The organism is Haloleucobacter albus (genome assembly GCF_052492075.1).
The window spans coordinates 455,236-470,794 of the sequence record NZ_JBQWAS010000028.1; the positions used below are offsets into that span (position 1 = coordinate 455,236).

Here is a 15,559-nt window from a genome sequence, read left to right on the forward strand (position 1 = left end):
TGCATGGAACAGTCCCAGATGGCGGAAAAGCCCGCAACCCCCGTCGCCCTGCTCTATGGTATCGGCCTTGGGCCTGGCAACCCGGATTACATGACCCTGAAAGCCCGCCGCCTGCTGGATGAAGCGGACCTGCTCGTGCATTTCTGCAAGGCTGGTGAGCGGGGCAATGCCCGGCGCATTGTCGATACACTGCTCGGCCCCCAGCCGGAGCGGGAACTGGCCTTGCCCTATCCCCTCACCACCGAACTGCCGCCCACCCACCCGGAATATCGTGCCCGCCTCGGGGCCTTCTACGAAGAGGCCGCCAGCAAGCTTGCGCAGGAACTTTCCCGTGGGCGGCGCATCGGAGTGCTGTGTGAGGGAGACCCCTTCTTCTATGGCTCCTTCATGCATTTGTGGCGGCGTCTGGCCCCGCGTTTTCCCACCGAGGTGGTGCCAGCGGTCTCCGGCATGTCTGCGGCCTGGACCCATGCGGATGCGCCCATCACCTGGGGCGATGACATTCTCACCGTGCTGCCCGGCACCCTGCCGGAAGAGGTGCTGACGGAGCGCCTGAAGCAGACCGACGCCGCAGTCATCATGAAGCTGGGCCGGCATCTGCCCAAGGTGCGCCGCGCCCTGACCGCCGCCGGGCTGGAATGGCGCGCCATCTATGCCGAGCGGGTGAGCATGGCGGAAGAAAAACTGATGCCGCTGAGCGAAAAGACGGAAGATGACGCCCCCTATTTCTCCATGATCCTCGTGCCCGGCAAAGGGCGCAGGCCATGAGCGGAAGCAATGGCGGCCAAACAGGCCGCGTGAGCATTATCGGCCTTGGACCGGGCGATGCCTGTTACCTCACCCCGGCGGCACAGGCGGCGCTGGATGAGGCGACAGACCTGATCGGCTACTTTCCCTATGTCGCCCGAGTGCCGGAACGGAACGGCCTGACGCGCCATGCCAGCGACAACAGGGTGGAGCTGGATCGCTCCCGCCATGCGCTGGAGCTGGCCGCCGGCGGCGCCCATGTCGCTGTGGTTTCAGGCGGAGACCCCGGCGTTTTCGCCATGGCCGCGGCTCTGTTCGAGGCGCTGGACAATGGCCCGGATCACTGGCGCGCCTTGCCCATCACGGTGGAGCCGGGCATCACCGCCATGCTGGCTGCCGCCGCAAAGGCCGGCGCGCCGCTGGGCGGGGATTTTTGCGCCATCTCACTGTCAGACAATCTGAAACCCTGGGCGTTGGTGGCCAGAAGGCTGGAGGCTGCGCTTTCGGCGGATTTCGCCATCGCCCTCTACAACCCCATCTCGAAAGCCCGACCGCATCAGCTGGATGACGCCTTCACACTCGCCCGCGCGCATCGCGCCCCGCAAACGCCGGTGCTGCTGGCGCGCGCCGTGGGGCGGACAGATGAAAGCCTGCGCATCGTGCCACTTTCAGAGGTGCGCGGGGCCATGGCGGATATGTCCACCCTCGTGCTGATCGGGGCCAGCACCACAAGGCTGATTGAAAAGCCGGATGGCACGGCCTGGGTCTATACGCCGCGCTTTCACGCCGGGCTGGAAGGCAGACCTGCGGAGGATGGCGGCAAATGAGCCTTCACGAAGGCCAGCGCCTCCTCCACCCGCTCTGTCGCCGGCAAGGCGGTGCTGGCCGGGCGCGCGATCATAACCACCGGCAAGCCAAGACGCCGGGCGGCTTCCACCTTGCCATAGGTGGAAGCCCCGCCCGAATGCTTGGTGACGAGCACCTCCACCTTCTCGCGCAGCATCAGCGCAACTTCGGCTTCGGCATCGAAAGGGCCGCGGGCATTGAGTTCGGTCAGGTGCGGCACGCGCAACACTTCACCCACCGGCTCGATGGTGCGCGCCAGATAATGATGTTGCGGGGCGCGGGCGAAGGCATGAAGACCCTGCCGACCAATGGTGAGAAACACCCGGCGCGGCGCAGGTCCCAATACCTCTACGGCCTCACCCAGCCCCGGCACGTCCAGCCAGATATCGCCAGCCTGCCGCGCCCAGCCGGCCCGGTGCAAGGTGAGAGCGGGAAGGCCCGTCTGCGCCACCGCCTGTGCGGCATTGGCCGAGATGCGGGCGGCGAAGGGATGGGTCGCATCCACCAGAGCGGTGATGGCGTTTTCACGGATGAAGGCGGCCAGCCCTTCCGCCCCGCCAAAGCCACCCACGCGCACCGGCAAGGGCAGCGCCAGCGGTACCGCCGTGCGCCCGGCCAGAGAGATAAGACAATCGGTAAGCCCGGCTGCGGCGCAGGCCCGCGCCAGCGCGGCAGCCTCGCTGGTTCCACCCAGAATGAGCACTGTCATGAGCGGGTTTTCTCCCATGCAGGATGAGATGTCGAGCGCTTCTTGCGAAGCATTGCCCATGCCTTGGCTCACCCTTGTCGGCATTGGCGAGAATGGGCGCGACGGGCTTTGCCCCGCCGCCCTTCAGGCGCTGGAAGAGGCATCACTGGTAGTAGGCGGATCACGTCATCTGGCGTTGGCGGCCCCCTTTTCCGGCAAAGCTCTGGCATGGCCAAGCCCGATGCATGAGGCTTTTCCCGATATTCTCGCCCGGCGTAGGCAGAAAGTGTGCGTGCTGGCCAGCGGAGATCCGTTCCATCACGGGGTTGGCAGCCTGCTGGCGCGTCTGGTGCCGGCAGATGAAATGCGCACCCTGCCCGCCCCCTCCGCCTTCTCGCTGGCCGCGGCGCGCATGGGCTGGGCCGTGCAGGATTGCACCACGATCAGCCTGCATGGACGCATGCTGGAGCGCATCATTCCACAGCTTGCCCCACGCCGTCGGCTTCTCGTCCTGACATGGGATGAGACCACCCCGGCAAAGCTCGCCGACCTGTTGTGCGCGCGAGGCTTCGGCCCCTCCACCCTCACGGTCCTGGAAGCCCTGGGCGGCCCACGAGAGCAGATACGCGCGGCGCAGGCGGAAGGATTTGCCCTCTCTGGCATCGACCCGCTCAACATCATCGCGCTGGAGGTCGTCGCCGGGCCGAATGCCCGCCCCCTGCCGCTCACCCCCGGCATGGTGGATGACAGCTTCGTGCATGACGGCCAGATCACCAAGGCCGAGATCCGCGCCCTCACACTGGCTGCCCTTGCCCCTCTCCCCGGTGAAACGCTGTGGGATATTGGCGCCGGTTCCGGCTCCATCTCCATCGAATGGTGCCTGCGCCATCCCTCCAACCGCGCCCTTGCGGTAGAGGCTCACCCCGAGCGAGCCGGAGGCATTGCCCGAAACCGCCTAAACTTTGGCGCGGAAGGGCTGAAGCTGGTGGTGGGCAAGGCCCCTGCCGCACTGGAGGGGCTACCTGCGCCAGATGCCATTTTCATTGGCGGCGGGCTCACCGTGCCCGGCCTGTTCGAGGCGGCATGGTCCGCCTTGCCGGAAGGCGGACGGCTGGTGGCCAATGCCGTGACGCTGGAAAGCGAGGCCCGTCTGGCGGCCCTTCATGGCCAGCATGGCGGGCAGATGCGGCGCATTTCCATTGATCGCCTTTCCCCCGTGGGCCGCCTTCATGGCTGGAGGCCGGCTATGCCGGTAACGCAATGGCGCGTGGTGAAACCCGCCCGCTCCATCGGCATTTCTCGCAAGTACAGCCTCGCAAATACCGCCCCCATTATGGCCGGCTTCGGCATGACTGAGCATGTGAGCGCGGAGATTTTGCTGGATGTGTTCGCTGCAACCGTGAAGTTGGCCGGGATCGAGCCCAGTGCTGTCACGGGCCTTGCCACCCTCGCCCGCCATGCGGAACTGCCCGCCTGCAAACAAGCCGCTGCATGCCTTGGCCTGCCCATCCACCCCGTGGATCTGGAAGATCTGCCCGTCGTGGATGCACGCGTCATCACGCGTTCGGAACGGATCATCCGCCGGTTCGGCACCGGCTCGGTGGCGGAGGCCGCCGCCCTGCTGGTGGCGGGGGAACAGGCCCGCATCATCGTGCCCCGCCAGCGGGCAAAGACCGAACGCTGCTCCGCCACATGTGCCCTCGCGGCCGTACCCACACAGGAAGAGCCCCTGCCATGAGCATACATTTCATCGGAGCCGGGCCGGGCGCGGCGGATCTCATCACCGTGCGCGGGCGTGACCTTATCGGGCGGTGTGGCATGTGCCTGTTCGCCGGCTCCGTCGTGTCGCCGGACATGCTGCGCTGGTGCCCGGATGGCGCGGAGATCATCGACACCGCCCCGCTCGATCTGGAGGCCATCATCGCCTATATGCAGCGCGCTCATGCCGCCGGCATCGAGGTGGCGCGGCTCCATTCCGGCGACATCTCCATCTGGAGCGCGGCCGGCGAGCAGATGCGGCGGCTGGATGCCCTCGCCATCCCCTACACCATCACGCCGGGTGTGCCAGCCTTTGCCGGGGCCGCGGCTGCGCTTGGGCAGGAACTGACCGTGCCGGAGCAGGCCCAGTCCCTCATTCTCACCCGCACATCCGGCCGGGCCACGCCCATGCCCGCGCGTGAAACGCTGGAGACCTTCGGGGCCAGCGGAGCCACGCTGGCCATTCACCTGTCCATTCATGTGCTGGACAAGGTGGTGGCGGATCTTGCCCCGCTTTACGGAGCCGAATGCCCTGCCGCCGTGGTGTTTCGCGCCACATGGCCGGAAGAAAGGATCATCCGCGCCCCGCTTTCGGAACTGGTGGCGGCGGTGGCGGCGCAAGGCGGGGTGGAACGCTCCGCCCTCATCTTTGTCAGCCCGGCGCTGGCACAGGGCATCTCCCGTGAGAGCGCACTCTATTCCACCGATTATGACCGCCGCTTCCGCCCCCGACATGGTGCGGAACGGCAGGATCTTGAACACCACACGCCCCCGCATGCGGGAAAGCCGACATGAAACACAGCCCTTCAGATACCACCCCCGCCCCGGCCAGCACCCAGCCTGTACGCATCACCCCCGCCTTCAACCCCGGAGAAGTCTGGCTGGCCGGTGCCGGGCCGGGTGACCCCGGCCTGCTGACCCTGCACACGCTCAACGCCATGCAGCAGGCGGATGTCATCGTGCATGATGCGTTGGTGGATGCCCGTATTCTCGCTCTGGCGGGGCGGAATGCCGTGCTGGAATTTGCCGGCAAGCGGGGCGGCAAGCCTTCCGCCACACAGGCCGATATCACCGACCGGCTCATCACCCTGGCCCGGCTGGGGCGCAAGGTGCTGCGACTGAAGGGCGGCGACCCCTTCATTTTCGGACGGGGCTGCGAGGAGGCCGAGGCGCTGGCCCAGGCCGGCATCTTCTTCCGCATCATTCCCGGTGTCTCCAGCGGGCTGGCGGGGCTGGCCGTGCATGGCGTGCCGGCCACCAGCCGGGATTCCAACCATGCCGTCATTCTGGCCACGGGCCATGCGGCAGAAGGCCAGCAACTGGATTTCCGGGCGCTGGCGCAGGCGGGCGCGCCGCTGGTGCTCTATATGGCGGTATCCCGTATGCCCGCCATTGCGCAGGAACTGATGGCCGGCGGGCTGGCGGCGCAGACCCCGGCCCTTGCCCTTCATGCTGTCACCACCGGGCGGGATGAAGTGACGGAAACCACGCTGGGCCAACTGCCACATCTGGCGCAGCAGGGCCTGATCCGCTCCCCCAGCATCGTGGCAATTGGGGCCATTGCCGGGCTGCGCACCCGCCTCGCCGCCCATATTCTGACAGATCACCGGATATCTGCCCGCCCCACATCCGGTGAAGCCTCCACTGAAGGTGCAGCATGAACCCCGCTCCTCCGGCTCTTCCCCCCGGCCTGCTCATCGCCGCGCCCCGCTCAGGCTCTGGCAAGAGCACCGTCACCCTCGGCCTGCAACGCGCGCTGACACAGCGCGGGCTGAAGGTGCAGGCTGTCAAATGCGGGCCGGATTATATTGACACCGCCTTTCACGCTGCGGCCACCGGCCGGCCCTCCATCAATCTGGACAGCTTCGCCATGCCCTCCGCCATGATGGCGGCACTGGTGGCCGGAGCGGCGAAGGGTGCGGATCTCATCATCGCCGAGGGTTCCATGGGCCTGTTTGATGGTGTGCGGGCAGACCATGGGCACACCGGCGCGTCTGCCGATATTGCGGCCGGTTTCGGCTGGCCCGTGGTGCTGGTTCTGGATGTGGCGGGCCATGCCCAATCCGCCGCCGCCGTAGCGCTGGGCTGCGCGCGCTATGATACGCGCATCACCGTGGCAGGAGTTATCCTGAACAATGTCGCCAGCGACCGGCACCAGCGGCTGGTGGAAGATGGCATGCGCACCATCGGCCTGCCGGTTCTGGGGGTCATCCGGCGCAATAGGGACCTGCTGTTGCCGGAGCGCCATCTCGGTCTCGTGCAGGCCAATGAGACCGACAATCTGGAAGCCCGGCTCGATCATCTGGCCGATGCCTGTGCGGCGGGGCTTGATCTGGATGCGCTGCGGGCGATGGCGCAGAGCTGTTCCCAGCCACCCAGCACCCACGCAGCTCCCAGCCCGCTTCGGCCGCCGGGCCAGCGCATCGCCGTGGCGCAGGATCGCGCCTTCTCCTTCCTCTACGCGCATATCGTGGAAGGCTGGAGGCAGCAGGGGGCCTCGCTTTTCCCCTTCTCGCCCCTCGCCAATGAAGCCCCCCATGAGAATTGCGACAGTTGCTGGCTGCCCGGCGGATACCCTGAACTGCATGCCGGGCAACTGGCGGCCTCAACGCATTTTCTGAACGGGTTGCGCCACTTTGCCAAAACCCGCCCTGTGCATGGGGAGTGCGGCGGATACATGGTTCTGGGCCGCGCCATAGAGGATGCGGAAGGCGTGATTCACCCCATGGCCGGCCTTCTGCCCGTGGCCACCAGCTATGCGAAACGCAAGCTGCATCTGGGCTATCGGGTGGCCCGCCTGACGCAGAACAGCGCCCTGGGTGAAGCCGGAATGCGCCTTGTGGGGCATGAATTCCACTATGCCAGCATCACCGAAGCAGATACCGCCCCAGAAACCGCCTTCGCACAGGTGAGTGATGCGGAAGGGCGTGATCTGGGCATGGCCGGGCACCGTGTGGGGGCTGTCTCCGGCAGCTTCTTCCATGTCATCAGCGCGGGATAGAACGCGCATCAACAGGGGGAAGCTGCCGATCATCGCCTTTCAGCTTTCAGGCAGCTTTCCGCCCCCCCACCCATGCCCTCATTTATGCCGATGCCTCCACCAGCCGCCCCTCCTTCAGAGCGAGAGAACGGGTGGCCATACGGGCGCGGAAGGCGGGATCATGCGACACCACCACCATGGCCAGCGGCAATGACAGCAAAATCTCGGTGAGGCGCGCCTCGTTTTCCTCATCCAGCGCATTGGTGGGCTCATCCAGCAGCAGTACATCGGGCTTCATGGCCAGCACCGTCGCCAGAGTCACCAACCGCTTTTCACCGCCGGACAGCTTGTGCGTGATGCGACTGGCCAGATGGGTGAGCGCCAGCCCCTCCAGCACCTCCTCCACGACCGCCTCGGCCTCCTGCCGGCTCTTGCCGAGATTGAGCGGGCCGAAGGCGATATCCTCCCGCACGGTGGGGCAGAAGAGCTGGTCATCCGGTTCCTGAAACACCAGCCCGGCGCGGCAGCGCACCGCGTGGAAATCATCCTCCGTCCGCCGTTCCGCGCCAAAGGCCCATACCGAGCCGGAGAACGGATGCAGCAGCCCCACCATGATGCGCAGCAAGGTGCTCTTGCCCGAGCCATTCGGCCCCTTCACGCACAGGCGTTCACCGGCCCCAAGCTCCAGCCCTGCGCCATCCAGAATGGTGCGCCCGCCGGGATAGCCGAAACAGATCTTCTCAAGACGCAACAGGGCTGTCATGCCAGACCTTTCAGGGAGAGAAGGCAAAGGCCCGCAAGGCCGCATGCAAACACGAAAGCAAAGGCGGCATCCTGCCTGGTCCAAGCCAGATCATCCAGCAGCGGAATCTGGCCCCGAAAGCCGCGGCAGCGCATGGCGTCCAGAATCCGTTCGGAACGCTCAATGGCACGCACCAGCATCATGCCCATGAGATAACCAAGGCTGCGATAGCTGTGCCAGTTGGAACGGGGGCGAAAGCCGCGCGCCTTCATGGCCTGCCGCAGGCGCTCATATTCCTCGCGCAGCACATCCACATAGCGCACGGTGAACAGCAGCAGATGCACCAGACCAGCCGGCACATGCAGGCGATGCAGAGCATGCCCCAGACGCACCGGCTCCATGGAGCCGACCAGCGACAGCAGCATCAGCACCACCGCATTGGCCTTCAGTGCAATATCCACCGCCCGCAGCAGGCCCTCCCGGCTGGCCGGATAGCCGAACAGCGAGAACATCTCCTCTCCCGGCACGGTGAAGGGCAACAGCAACAGCATGAACAGCACAAAGCCATCCATGGCGACCATGCGTTTCAGCGTGCGCGCCATGGGCAGGCGCGCCAGCAGCATCACCAGCCCGGCCGCCAGCACCGCAAGTGACAGGGCGACAAGATCATGCAACGCCACCACCACCAGAGCAAAAGCGGTGGCCGCCAGAATGCGGCTACGCGGGTCCAGCCTCTCCAGAAGAGAAACGGGGGCACGGCCGGCCATGCTGTTGGCCAGAACCGGCGCGCTTTGCCCGCTGGCTTGCAGATGCGCCATCGCCCTAGCCTCTGGCCAGCTTGCGCCGTGCCGCCAGATAGAAGCCAAGGCCGAACAGCCCCAGAATATAACCTATGCCCCCCAGAACATTCTGAAGGTTGGTTTTTTCCTGATAGGCGGCGATCTCGCGACGCAGCGGCACGATCTGCTTTTGCACCACGGTGGCGATCAGCTTTTCCTGAGCGGCCATGGTGAGCGCAGTGGGCGTTTCTTCCAGAGATGCGGCAGCGCCGGCCTGTACAGCGGGCGCAGCAGCGGGGGCTGCGCCAGAGATAGCGGGCAGTTCATCCGCCTCCATGCGCACCTCGGCCACATGCCCGCCGCCCAGATTGGCGCGGAAGATATGCGCTACGGCGCGGGTGGGGCGGAAGGTGAAGAGGCCATCCTCATCCGTCTTCACCTCACCCAGCCTGTTGCCTTGCGGATCGAAGATCTCTACCGGCACATCCTGCGCCATATCGCCATTGGAAAAGCCGATATCGCCGGAGATCACATCTCCCTCCGCGTAGACGGAGGCGATCACCTTATGGGCGAAAGCCGGGGTGGACAGCGCCAGAAGTAGCGCCACAATGCCAGAAAACAGATGCGTTTTCATCAGGATGCACTCCCCTGCGGCGCCTGCATCACGCCGAACAGCTCCGGCTTGACCTGCCGGGCAAGATAGACCGCCGCCCCGGTAATCAGCGCTTCCACCACCATCACCGGAATATGGGCGATGAAGACGAACTGCGCCGCCGGCAAGAACTCCTCGCCGCTCATGGCCAGAGACAGCGCAACGAAACAGGTGGTGAAGACAATGGCGAGCCCGCCGCCCAGCGCGCCCCACAGGGCAGATACCATGGGCGAGGCCGAAGCCACGCCGCGCCGGCACAGATAGAAGACCAGCACGGCCGGCAGGGCGATATTCACCGCATTCACCCCCAGCACAGTGATGCCGCCAAAGCCGAAGAACACCGCCTGCAACAGCAGGCCCACAAACAGCGCAGGAAACGCCGCCCAGCCCAGCACCAGCCCGGCCAGCCCATTCATGATGAGATGCACGCTGGACGGACCAATGGGGACATGAACGAGCGAGGCCACAAAGAAGGTGGCGCTGAGCACCCCCGCCGCCGGAATCTTCTCCATGGTGAGGGATCTCAGCCCCAGCGCCAGCCCACCAACCGCCACCACCGCCCCGGTCACCAGAACCGGCGTGGACAGGGCACCATCAACAATATGCATGTGCAGCCCTCCTCGAACCTTCAGAACATCCATCGCTTTGCCCGCACGGGCATGGTGCGTGGACCATGGGCCGGCCGCACCGGAAGGGCGTGGCCGGCCAGGTTCGGCCTCAGGGCTGGGGAATCTCGTCAGCGCGGACCCAGATCACCGCATCCTGGGAGAGTTCCTTGCCGTCATGGGTCTTTTTGGGGCCCGAGCCGAGCGCCGCGAAGCCCCAGTAACCGGCCTTGGGCACACCGAAGGTAAATTCGCCATTGGCATTGGTGATAGCCACCACAGCGCCACCCGGCATGGGCGCAGCCTTGGGCTCGGCCGCCTTCTTTTCACCCGGCACAGGCTCAGCGGCCATATATTCCACTTCCACCTCAACACCCGGCACGGGCTTGCCTTCAGACAGCACGCGGCCGGTAAAGGTGGAGCCGGCAATGATGTTCGTCGGCCGGTTGAGCGGCACGATCTCGGTCACCAGCCCCTGCGGCTCGGACCAGTCCGTGGGCAGCTGACGCAGATTCACGTAGCTCTTCGCGATCTGCTGGATGTAGATGTCTTCGCTGCCTTCCAGATAGGGCTCGGGCACGGCCACCAGCACATAATCGCCGGGGCGCTTCACCGGCAGCACGCCTTCCCAGGCCTGCGCCTCGCTCTCGCCCGCCCGGAAGCTGAACGCCTTGAGGGACGGCTTCAGGTCAATCTTCTTGCCGCGATGCACCGCATAAAACTCCTGCGGCTCACCCATCGCCATGACAGGCCCCAGTTCGAAGGGATGCCAGAAAATGAGCTGTACCGGCACATTGCCGGGCTTTTCCAGATTGGCATCGGTAACATAGACAAGCTGGAAATGAGCCGAAGCCATATGGGGCGCGCACACCAGAGCCGCACCCAGCGCAAAAACAGATGCGCCAGCCTTCATCATCTTGCGAAACAACACGTTCCCGTCTCCCCAATACCGGACAGCACCGCGCCTGAGGCGATGTGGCGGCACATGCGGAACGAGGGGCAAAAGCATGGGCGTGGAGCACGGGGCAGCCGGAGGCTGCACGGAGCCCAACCGCCAAACGCACACCCCGGCGTCCAATTGCGGAAAGAACGCCGCTGAGGCGACGTTCCGTGTCCAAGGCAGGTCTCCTGGCTCACGGGTCTTCGCATGGGCCTCGCCTTCCCGGGATAGTCCCAGTGGCATGGTGAGGCCGGGCTCGCCGTTCACAGTTGCGGGGGCAGCCACGGGTTTGAAGGGGCTTTGCCCCCACGCACCGTGTTCCCTCTTCGTCCCGGGCGTCACCACCCGGAAACCTTCGACACAGGCAAGAGGGGCTAAAGCGCCCCTCAAGTCAATTGCTAATATGGCAGGGCTGCACCATTCAGCGCAGCCTCGCCCCCTCCCTGCGGATCAATCCCAGGCTAATGCGCCGCCATTTTGATATTCGATGACGCGGGTCTCGAAGAAGTTCTTTTCCTTCTTCAGATCCATGGTCTCGCTCATCCAGGGGAAGGGGTTTTCCGTCTCGGGAAACACCGGGGCAAGGCCCAGCTGGGCGCAGCGCCGGTTGGCGATGAAATGCATATATTGCGCGCACAGGCCGGCATTCAGCCCAAGGAAACCGCGGGGTATGGTATCGCGCCCATAAGCGGCCTCCAGCTCTGCGCCCTCCTTCAGCATGGCTCGCACATCCTCCTGAAAGGCCGGGGTCCACAGATGCGGATTCTCCAGCTTGATCTGGTTGATGACATCAATGCCGAAATTGAGATGAATACTCTCATCACGCAGAATATACTGATACTGCTCTGCGATCCCCACCATCTTGTTACGCCGCCCCAGAGAGAGGATCTGCGCAAAGCCGGTATAGAACCACATGCCCTCGAACACGACATAGAAGGCCACCAGATCCCGCAGGAAGGCCCGCGCCCCCTCTTCCGTTTCGGTGGAAAAGGCTCCATCGGCAAGGTTTGAGGTATATTTCAGCGCCCACGCCGCCTTGTCGGTGATGGAGGGCACTTCGCGATACATGTTGAACAGCTCACCCTCATCCAGACCCAGACTTTCAACAATATACTGAAAAGTATGTGTATGCACCGCTTCCTCAAAGGCCTGTCGCAACAGATATTGCCGGCATTCAGGATTGGTGATCTGCTTGTAGATGGCGAGCACGATATTGTTCGCCACCAGGCTTTCAGAGGCCGCGAAGAAACCGAGATTGCGCTTCAGCATGCGCCGCTCATCGTCTGTCAGCCCCTCGCGGGATTTCCACAGCGCGATATCCGCCTGCATGGAGACTTCCGTCGGCATCCAGTGGTTGTTGCAGCCGGCAAGATACTTCTCCCATGCCCATTTATACTTCATGGGCAGAAGCTGGTTTACATCAGCCCGCGCATTCAACATGCGCTTTTCATCCACCGAGACGCGCCCGCCAGAGCGATCAATACCGCCCAGCCCGGTGGCGTCCCCCTCCTGTGGAAGAGACGCCGGAATGGCCGGGGCCGGCACAGGGACAGGTCGGGCGGGTTTGGCCGGGGCAAGTGGCGTATCAGACCAGTCGAGCATCACAACACTCCTTCTCTGCTCACTGGCAGGCTTCACATTCGGGATCATTGATGGAGCAGGCCGCGGGGCTGGAGGCCGGGCTCTCCACCGGAATGGGCGCAGATGCGGAAACCGCATTCAGCTTGCCATCCGTGCCCTTCAGCGTGGATTTCTCCACATGGGTGGCGGAACGCGCGCGCAGATAATAGGTGGTTTTCAACCCCTGACGCCAGGCGAAGCGATAGGCTTCATCCAGCTTCCGGCCCGAGGGTTCGGCAATATAAAGATTGAGCGACTGAGCCTGATCGATCCATTTCTGCCGCCGGGCTGCCGCACGAATAAGCCATTGCGGGGCAATCTCGAACGCCGTGGCGTAGAGCGCCTTGAGATCATCCGGCACGCGGTCGATGGCGCTGACCATGCCATCATAATATTTGAGATCGGAGATCATCACCTCATCCCACAGATTGCGGGCCTTGAGGTCATGCACCAGATGGGCGTTCACCACGGTAAAATCGCCCGACATGTTGGCCTTCACATAAAGCTGGCTATAGGCCGGCTCGATGGACTGGGACACGCCGACAATATTGGAGATGGTCGCCGTGGGGGCGATGGCCAGCACATTGGAATTGCGCATGCCGGTGGCCTGCACGCGGGCGCGCAATGTCTCCCAGTCGAGGTGCTGGGTGCGGTCCAGCTCTACATCACCTTCACGCGCGTCGGCCAGCAATTCGAGACTGTCGATCGGCAGGATGCCCTTTGACCAGAGCGAGCCCTCGAACGAGGCATAGCGCCCCCGTTCGGCCGCCAGATCCACCGAGGCGGAAATGGCGAAATAGCTGATGACCTCCATGGATTCATCGGCGAACGCCACCGCCGCTTCCGAGGCCGTAGGCAGGCGCAACTTTTCCAGCGCATCCTGATGGCCCATCAGCCCCAGCCCCACCGGGCGATGGCGCAAATTGGAGCGGCGCGCCTCGGGGATGGTGTAGAAATTGATGTCGATGACATTGTCGAGCATCCGCATGGCGGTGGAGACCGTGCGCTCCAGCCGCGCGAAATCCAGCCCGTCCCGGCCGATATGGGCCGGCAGGTTCACCGAGCCGAGATTGCACACCGCCACTTCATCGGCATTGGTGTTGAGGGTGATCTCGGTGCACAGGTTCGAGGAATGAACCACCCCGGCATGCTGCTGCGGCGAACGCAGATTGCACGGGTCCTTGAAGGTCACCCAGGGGTGGCCGGTCTCGAACAGCATGGTGAGAATGCGCCGCCACAGATCCACCGCCCGCACCGTGCGGAAGATGCGGATTTCACCGCGCGCGGCCCGAGCCTCCGCCGCCTCATAGGCCGCCTTGAAGGGCTTGCCATACAGGTCATGCAGTTCCGGCACTTCATCGGGGGAGAAAAGAGTCCACTCCGCGCCGGCTTCCACCCGCTGCATGAACAGGTCTGGTATCCAGTTCGCGGTGTTCATGTCATGGGTACGGCGACGGTCGTCGCCGGTATTCTTGCGCAGGTCGAGAAATTCCTCGATGTCGATATGCCAGCTTTCCAGATAGGCGCACACCGCGCCCTTGCGCTTGCCACCCTGATTGACCGCAATAGCGGTATCGTTCGCCACCTTCAGGAAGGGCACCACGCCCTGGCTCTCGCCATTCGTGCCCTTGATATGCGCGCCAAGGCCCCGCACCGGGGTCCAGTCATTTCCGAGGCCGCCGGAATATTTAGCCAGCAGCGCATTGTCACGCACCGCCTTGAAGATGCCGTCGAGATCATCCGACACCGTGGTGAGGAAGCAGCTTGAAAGCTGCGGGCGCAGCGTGCCGGCATTGAACAGGGTCGGCGTCGAGGCCATGAAGTCGAACGACGACAACAAATTATAAAATTCTATGGCGCGCGCTTCACGGTCAATCTCGCGCACCGCAAGGCCCATGGCCACGCGCATGAAGAAGGCCTGCGGCAGCTCGAAGCGCGTGCCGGACACATGCAGGAAATAACGATCATAAAGGGTTTGCAGGCCCAGATAATCAAACTGCAAATCCCGCTCCGGCTTCAGGGCCGCCGCAATGCGGGCGAGATCGAACCGGCCCAGTTCCGGGTCCAGCAATTCGGCCTTGATGCCGGCCTTTACATAAGCGGGAAAATAATCCGCATAGCGCGCGCCCATCTCGGTCTGCGTGGCCTCATCCGGGTGGCCGGCAATGAAACTGAGCGCCTCACGGCGGAGCCTGTCTGTCAGAAGCCGCGCGGAGACCTTGGCATAATTCGGCTCGGTCTCGATCAGCGTGCGGGCGGCCAGAATGGGGGCCAGCGCCAGTTCATCACGCGTGATACCGTCATACAGATTGCGCCTTGTCTCGGCCAGAACCGGCTCAGGCGAAACCCCATCAAGGCCGGCGCAGGCTTCGCGCACCACGGTTTCAAGGCGCGCACCATCCAGCGGCACGCGGCTGCCATCGCTCTCGCGCATATGCAGCTCGGGCACCGCCTGCGCCTTCTCCTGCTGCTCAAGAGCCGCCGCACGCTCACGGGCGCGGTCCTCGCGGTAGAGCACATAAGCGCGCGCCACCTTATGGTGTCCACCGCGCATCAGGGCCAACTCGACCTGATCCTGCACATCCTCGATATGGAATGTGCGGCCCGCATCCACCCGGCGAGTGAGGTTCGCCACCACCTGTTCCGTCAGCTCCGCCACAATGTCATGCACCCGGCGTGAGGCAGCCGCCGTACCGCCTTCCACCGCCAGAAAGGCCTTGGTGAGCGCCACCGCGATCTTGGACGGATCAAACGGCGTCACCGCCCCGTTGCGGCGGATGATCTGGTAGCCCGGCTCACCCGCGCGGGCCGTGACGGCTGGCGCGGCAGAAACCGGAGTAACCGGCGCGACCTGTTCCGACTGGACAGAAAGAGACATCTGGCATGCACCCCGTGCGCTGGAGGCAGGGGGCGAAAAAACGCAGAAGGCGCATGTCGCAAGACAGCGCCGGCCTGCGATCCTCCGGGGCACCCCGCCCGTGGTCGTTTCTTGCTGTCACGACAGAGATGTCCTGGCTCGCGGGTCGTCGCCAGCCATCCGCCTTCCCGGTTGCCGGTGGCCCGGCTTTTCCAGTGGCTGCATCCTGAAAGATGCGTGGATTTCGGCTCGTCGCTTACAGTTGCGGGGGCAGCGTCGGTGTTGCACCGAACTTCCCTCCTGCCTCCCGAAAGGAGACCGTGACCACTATATGTAGCGGCCACA

General features: G+C 64.3%; 14 protein-coding genes and 2 riboswitches. Of the genes, 6 read left to right on the top strand and 8 right to left on the bottom strand.

Translation table 11 applies throughout. The annotated features are described in order from the left end of the window. Window positions 1-3: 3 nt before the first annotated feature. Window positions 4-768, top strand: coding sequence for a precorrin-2 C(20)-methyltransferase (locus tag ACT6QH_RS11985; RefSeq protein WP_444975053.1), 765 nt, complete (start codon window positions 4-6; stop codon window positions 766-768). Continuing rightward, window positions 765-1,574 (top strand): precorrin-3B C(17)-methyltransferase, encoded by an 810-nt coding sequence (gene cobJ, locus ACT6QH_RS11990; protein WP_444975054.1) that lies wholly within the window; start codon window positions 765-767, stop codon window positions 1,572-1,574. The genes ACT6QH_RS11985 and cobJ overlap by 4 nt, the downstream gene beginning before the upstream one ends. On the opposite strand, the gene ACT6QH_RS11995 is transcribed toward cobJ, so the two are convergent. Next, on the bottom strand, window positions 1,529-2,302 hold the full coding sequence (locus tag ACT6QH_RS11995; protein WP_444975055.1) for a cobalt-precorrin-6A reductase: 774 nt from the start codon (window positions 2,300-2,302) through the stop codon (window positions 1,529-1,531). The genes cobJ and ACT6QH_RS11995 overlap by 46 nt on opposite strands. Here ACT6QH_RS11995 and cbiE point away from each other — a divergent pair. From cbiE to ACT6QH_RS12015, 4 genes are read left to right on the top strand one after another with little or no spacing between them, the layout of a single operon-like run. Then, the gene (cbiE, locus tag ACT6QH_RS12000; RefSeq protein ID WP_444975056.1) at window positions 2,301-4,019 is read left to right on the top strand and encodes a precorrin-6y C5,15-methyltransferase (decarboxylating) subunit CbiE; all 1,719 of its coding nucleotides are present in this window, start codon (window positions 2,301-2,303) and stop codon (window positions 4,017-4,019) included. The genes ACT6QH_RS11995 and cbiE overlap by 2 nt on opposite strands. Then, window positions 4,016-4,834 (top strand): precorrin-4 C(11)-methyltransferase, encoded by an 819-nt coding sequence (gene cobM, locus ACT6QH_RS12005; protein ID WP_444975057.1) that lies wholly within the window; start codon window positions 4,016-4,018, stop codon window positions 4,832-4,834. The genes cbiE and cobM overlap by 4 nt, the downstream gene beginning before the upstream one ends. Next, window positions 4,831-5,700 (top strand): uroporphyrinogen-III C-methyltransferase, encoded by an 870-nt coding sequence (gene cobA / locus ACT6QH_RS12010; RefSeq protein WP_444975058.1) that lies wholly within the window; start codon window positions 4,831-4,833, stop codon window positions 5,698-5,700. Before cobM ends, cobA begins: the two co-directional genes overlap by 4 nt. Beyond that, a complete protein-coding gene (locus ACT6QH_RS12015; protein WP_444975059.1) occupies window positions 5,697-7,040 on the top strand; it encodes a cobyrinic acid a,c-diamide synthase CobB in 1,344 nt (447 codons plus the stop codon). The genes cobA and ACT6QH_RS12015 overlap by 4 nt, the downstream gene beginning before the upstream one ends. Window positions 7,041-7,122: 82 nt before the next feature. Here ACT6QH_RS12015 and ACT6QH_RS12020 read toward each other — a convergent pair whose 3' ends face one another. The 7 genes from ACT6QH_RS12020 to ACT6QH_RS12050 form a co-directional block, all read right to left on the bottom strand. Continuing rightward, window positions 7,123-7,782, bottom strand: coding sequence for an energy-coupling factor ABC transporter ATP-binding protein (locus tag ACT6QH_RS12020; RefSeq protein ID WP_444975060.1), 660 nt, complete (start codon window positions 7,780-7,782; stop codon window positions 7,123-7,125). Next, window positions 7,779-8,579 (bottom strand): cobalt ECF transporter T component CbiQ, encoded by an 801-nt coding sequence (gene cbiQ / locus ACT6QH_RS12025; protein WP_444975061.1) that lies wholly within the window; start codon window positions 8,577-8,579, stop codon window positions 7,779-7,781. Before cbiQ ends, ACT6QH_RS12020 begins: the two co-directional genes overlap by 4 nt. A gap of 4 nt (window positions 8,580-8,583) precedes the next feature. Further along, a complete protein-coding gene (locus tag ACT6QH_RS12030) occupies window positions 8,584-9,174 on the bottom strand; it encodes a NikL family nickel/cobalt ECF transporter subunit (protein WP_444975062.1) in 591 nt (196 codons plus the stop codon). Then, window positions 9,174-9,800 (bottom strand): cobalt transporter CbiM, encoded by a 627-nt coding sequence (gene cbiM, locus ACT6QH_RS12035; RefSeq protein WP_444975063.1) that lies wholly within the window; start codon window positions 9,798-9,800, stop codon window positions 9,174-9,176. The genes ACT6QH_RS12030 and cbiM overlap by 1 nt, the downstream gene beginning before the upstream one ends. 109 nt (window positions 9,801-9,909) lie before the next feature. Next, on the bottom strand, window positions 9,910-10,728 hold the full coding sequence (locus tag ACT6QH_RS12040) for a DUF4198 domain-containing protein (protein ID WP_444975064.1): 819 nt from the start codon (window positions 10,726-10,728) through the stop codon (window positions 9,910-9,912). Between the two features lie 170 nt (window positions 10,729-10,898). Further along, window positions 10,899-11,109, bottom strand: a riboswitch (cobalamin riboswitch). Window positions 11,110-11,187: 78 nt separating this feature from the next. Next, the gene (locus tag ACT6QH_RS12045) at window positions 11,188-12,339 is read right to left on the bottom strand and encodes a ribonucleotide-diphosphate reductase subunit beta (RefSeq protein WP_444975065.1); all 1,152 of its coding nucleotides are present in this window, start codon (window positions 12,337-12,339) and stop codon (window positions 11,188-11,190) included. Window positions 12,340-12,358: 19 nt separating this feature from the next. Further along, the gene (locus ACT6QH_RS12050) at window positions 12,359-15,235 is read right to left on the bottom strand and encodes a ribonucleoside-diphosphate reductase subunit alpha (protein ID WP_444975066.1); all 2,877 of its coding nucleotides are present in this window, start codon (window positions 15,233-15,235) and stop codon (window positions 12,359-12,361) included. A gap of 104 nt (window positions 15,236-15,339) precedes the next feature. After that, a riboswitch (cobalamin riboswitch) is annotated at window positions 15,340-15,552 on the bottom strand. Between the last annotated feature and the right edge of the window lie 7 nt (window positions 15,553-15,559).

Bases quoted from the DNA above. Each gene is read 5' to 3' on its own strand.
- ACT6QH_RS11985 (WP_444975053.1), top strand. From the start codon at position 4: ATGGAACAGTCCCAGATGGCGGAAAAGCCCGCAACCCCCGTCGCCCTG.
- cbiM (WP_444975063.1), bottom strand. From the start codon at position 9,800: ATGCATATTGTTGATGGTGCCCTGTCCACGCCGGTTCTGGTGACCGGG.
- ACT6QH_RS12020 (WP_444975060.1), bottom strand. From the start codon at position 7,782: ATGACAGCCCTGTTGCGTCTTGAGAAGATCTGTTTCGGCTATCCCGGC.
- ACT6QH_RS12045 (WP_444975065.1), bottom strand. From the start codon at position 12,339: ATGCTCGACTGGTCTGATACGCCACTTGCCCCGGCCAAACCCGCCCGA.
- cobA (WP_444975058.1), top strand. From the start codon at position 4,831: ATGAAACACAGCCCTTCAGATACCACCCCCGCCCCGGCCAGCACCCAG.
- cbiQ (WP_444975061.1), bottom strand. From the start codon at position 8,579: ATGGCGCATCTGCAAGCCAGCGGGCAAAGCGCGCCGGTTCTGGCCAAC.
- ACT6QH_RS11995 (WP_444975055.1), bottom strand. From the start codon at position 2,302: ATGACAGTGCTCATTCTGGGTGGAACCAGCGAGGCTGCCGCGCTGGCG.
- ACT6QH_RS12030 (WP_444975062.1), bottom strand. From the start codon at position 9,174: ATGAAAACGCATCTGTTTTCTGGCATTGTGGCGCTACTTCTGGCGCTG.
- cbiE (WP_444975056.1), top strand. From the start codon at position 2,301: ATGAGCGGGTTTTCTCCCATGCAGGATGAGATGTCGAGCGCTTCTTGC.
- cobJ (WP_444975054.1), top strand. From the start codon at position 765: ATGAGCGGAAGCAATGGCGGCCAAACAGGCCGCGTGAGCATTATCGGC.
- ACT6QH_RS12015 (WP_444975059.1), top strand. From the start codon at position 5,697: ATGAACCCCGCTCCTCCGGCTCTTCCCCCCGGCCTGCTCATCGCCGCG.
- cobM (WP_444975057.1), top strand. From the start codon at position 4,016: ATGAGCATACATTTCATCGGAGCCGGGCCGGGCGCGGCGGATCTCATC.
- ACT6QH_RS12050 (WP_444975066.1), bottom strand. From the start codon at position 15,235: ATGTCTCTTTCTGTCCAGTCGGAACAGGTCGCGCCGGTTACTCCGGTT.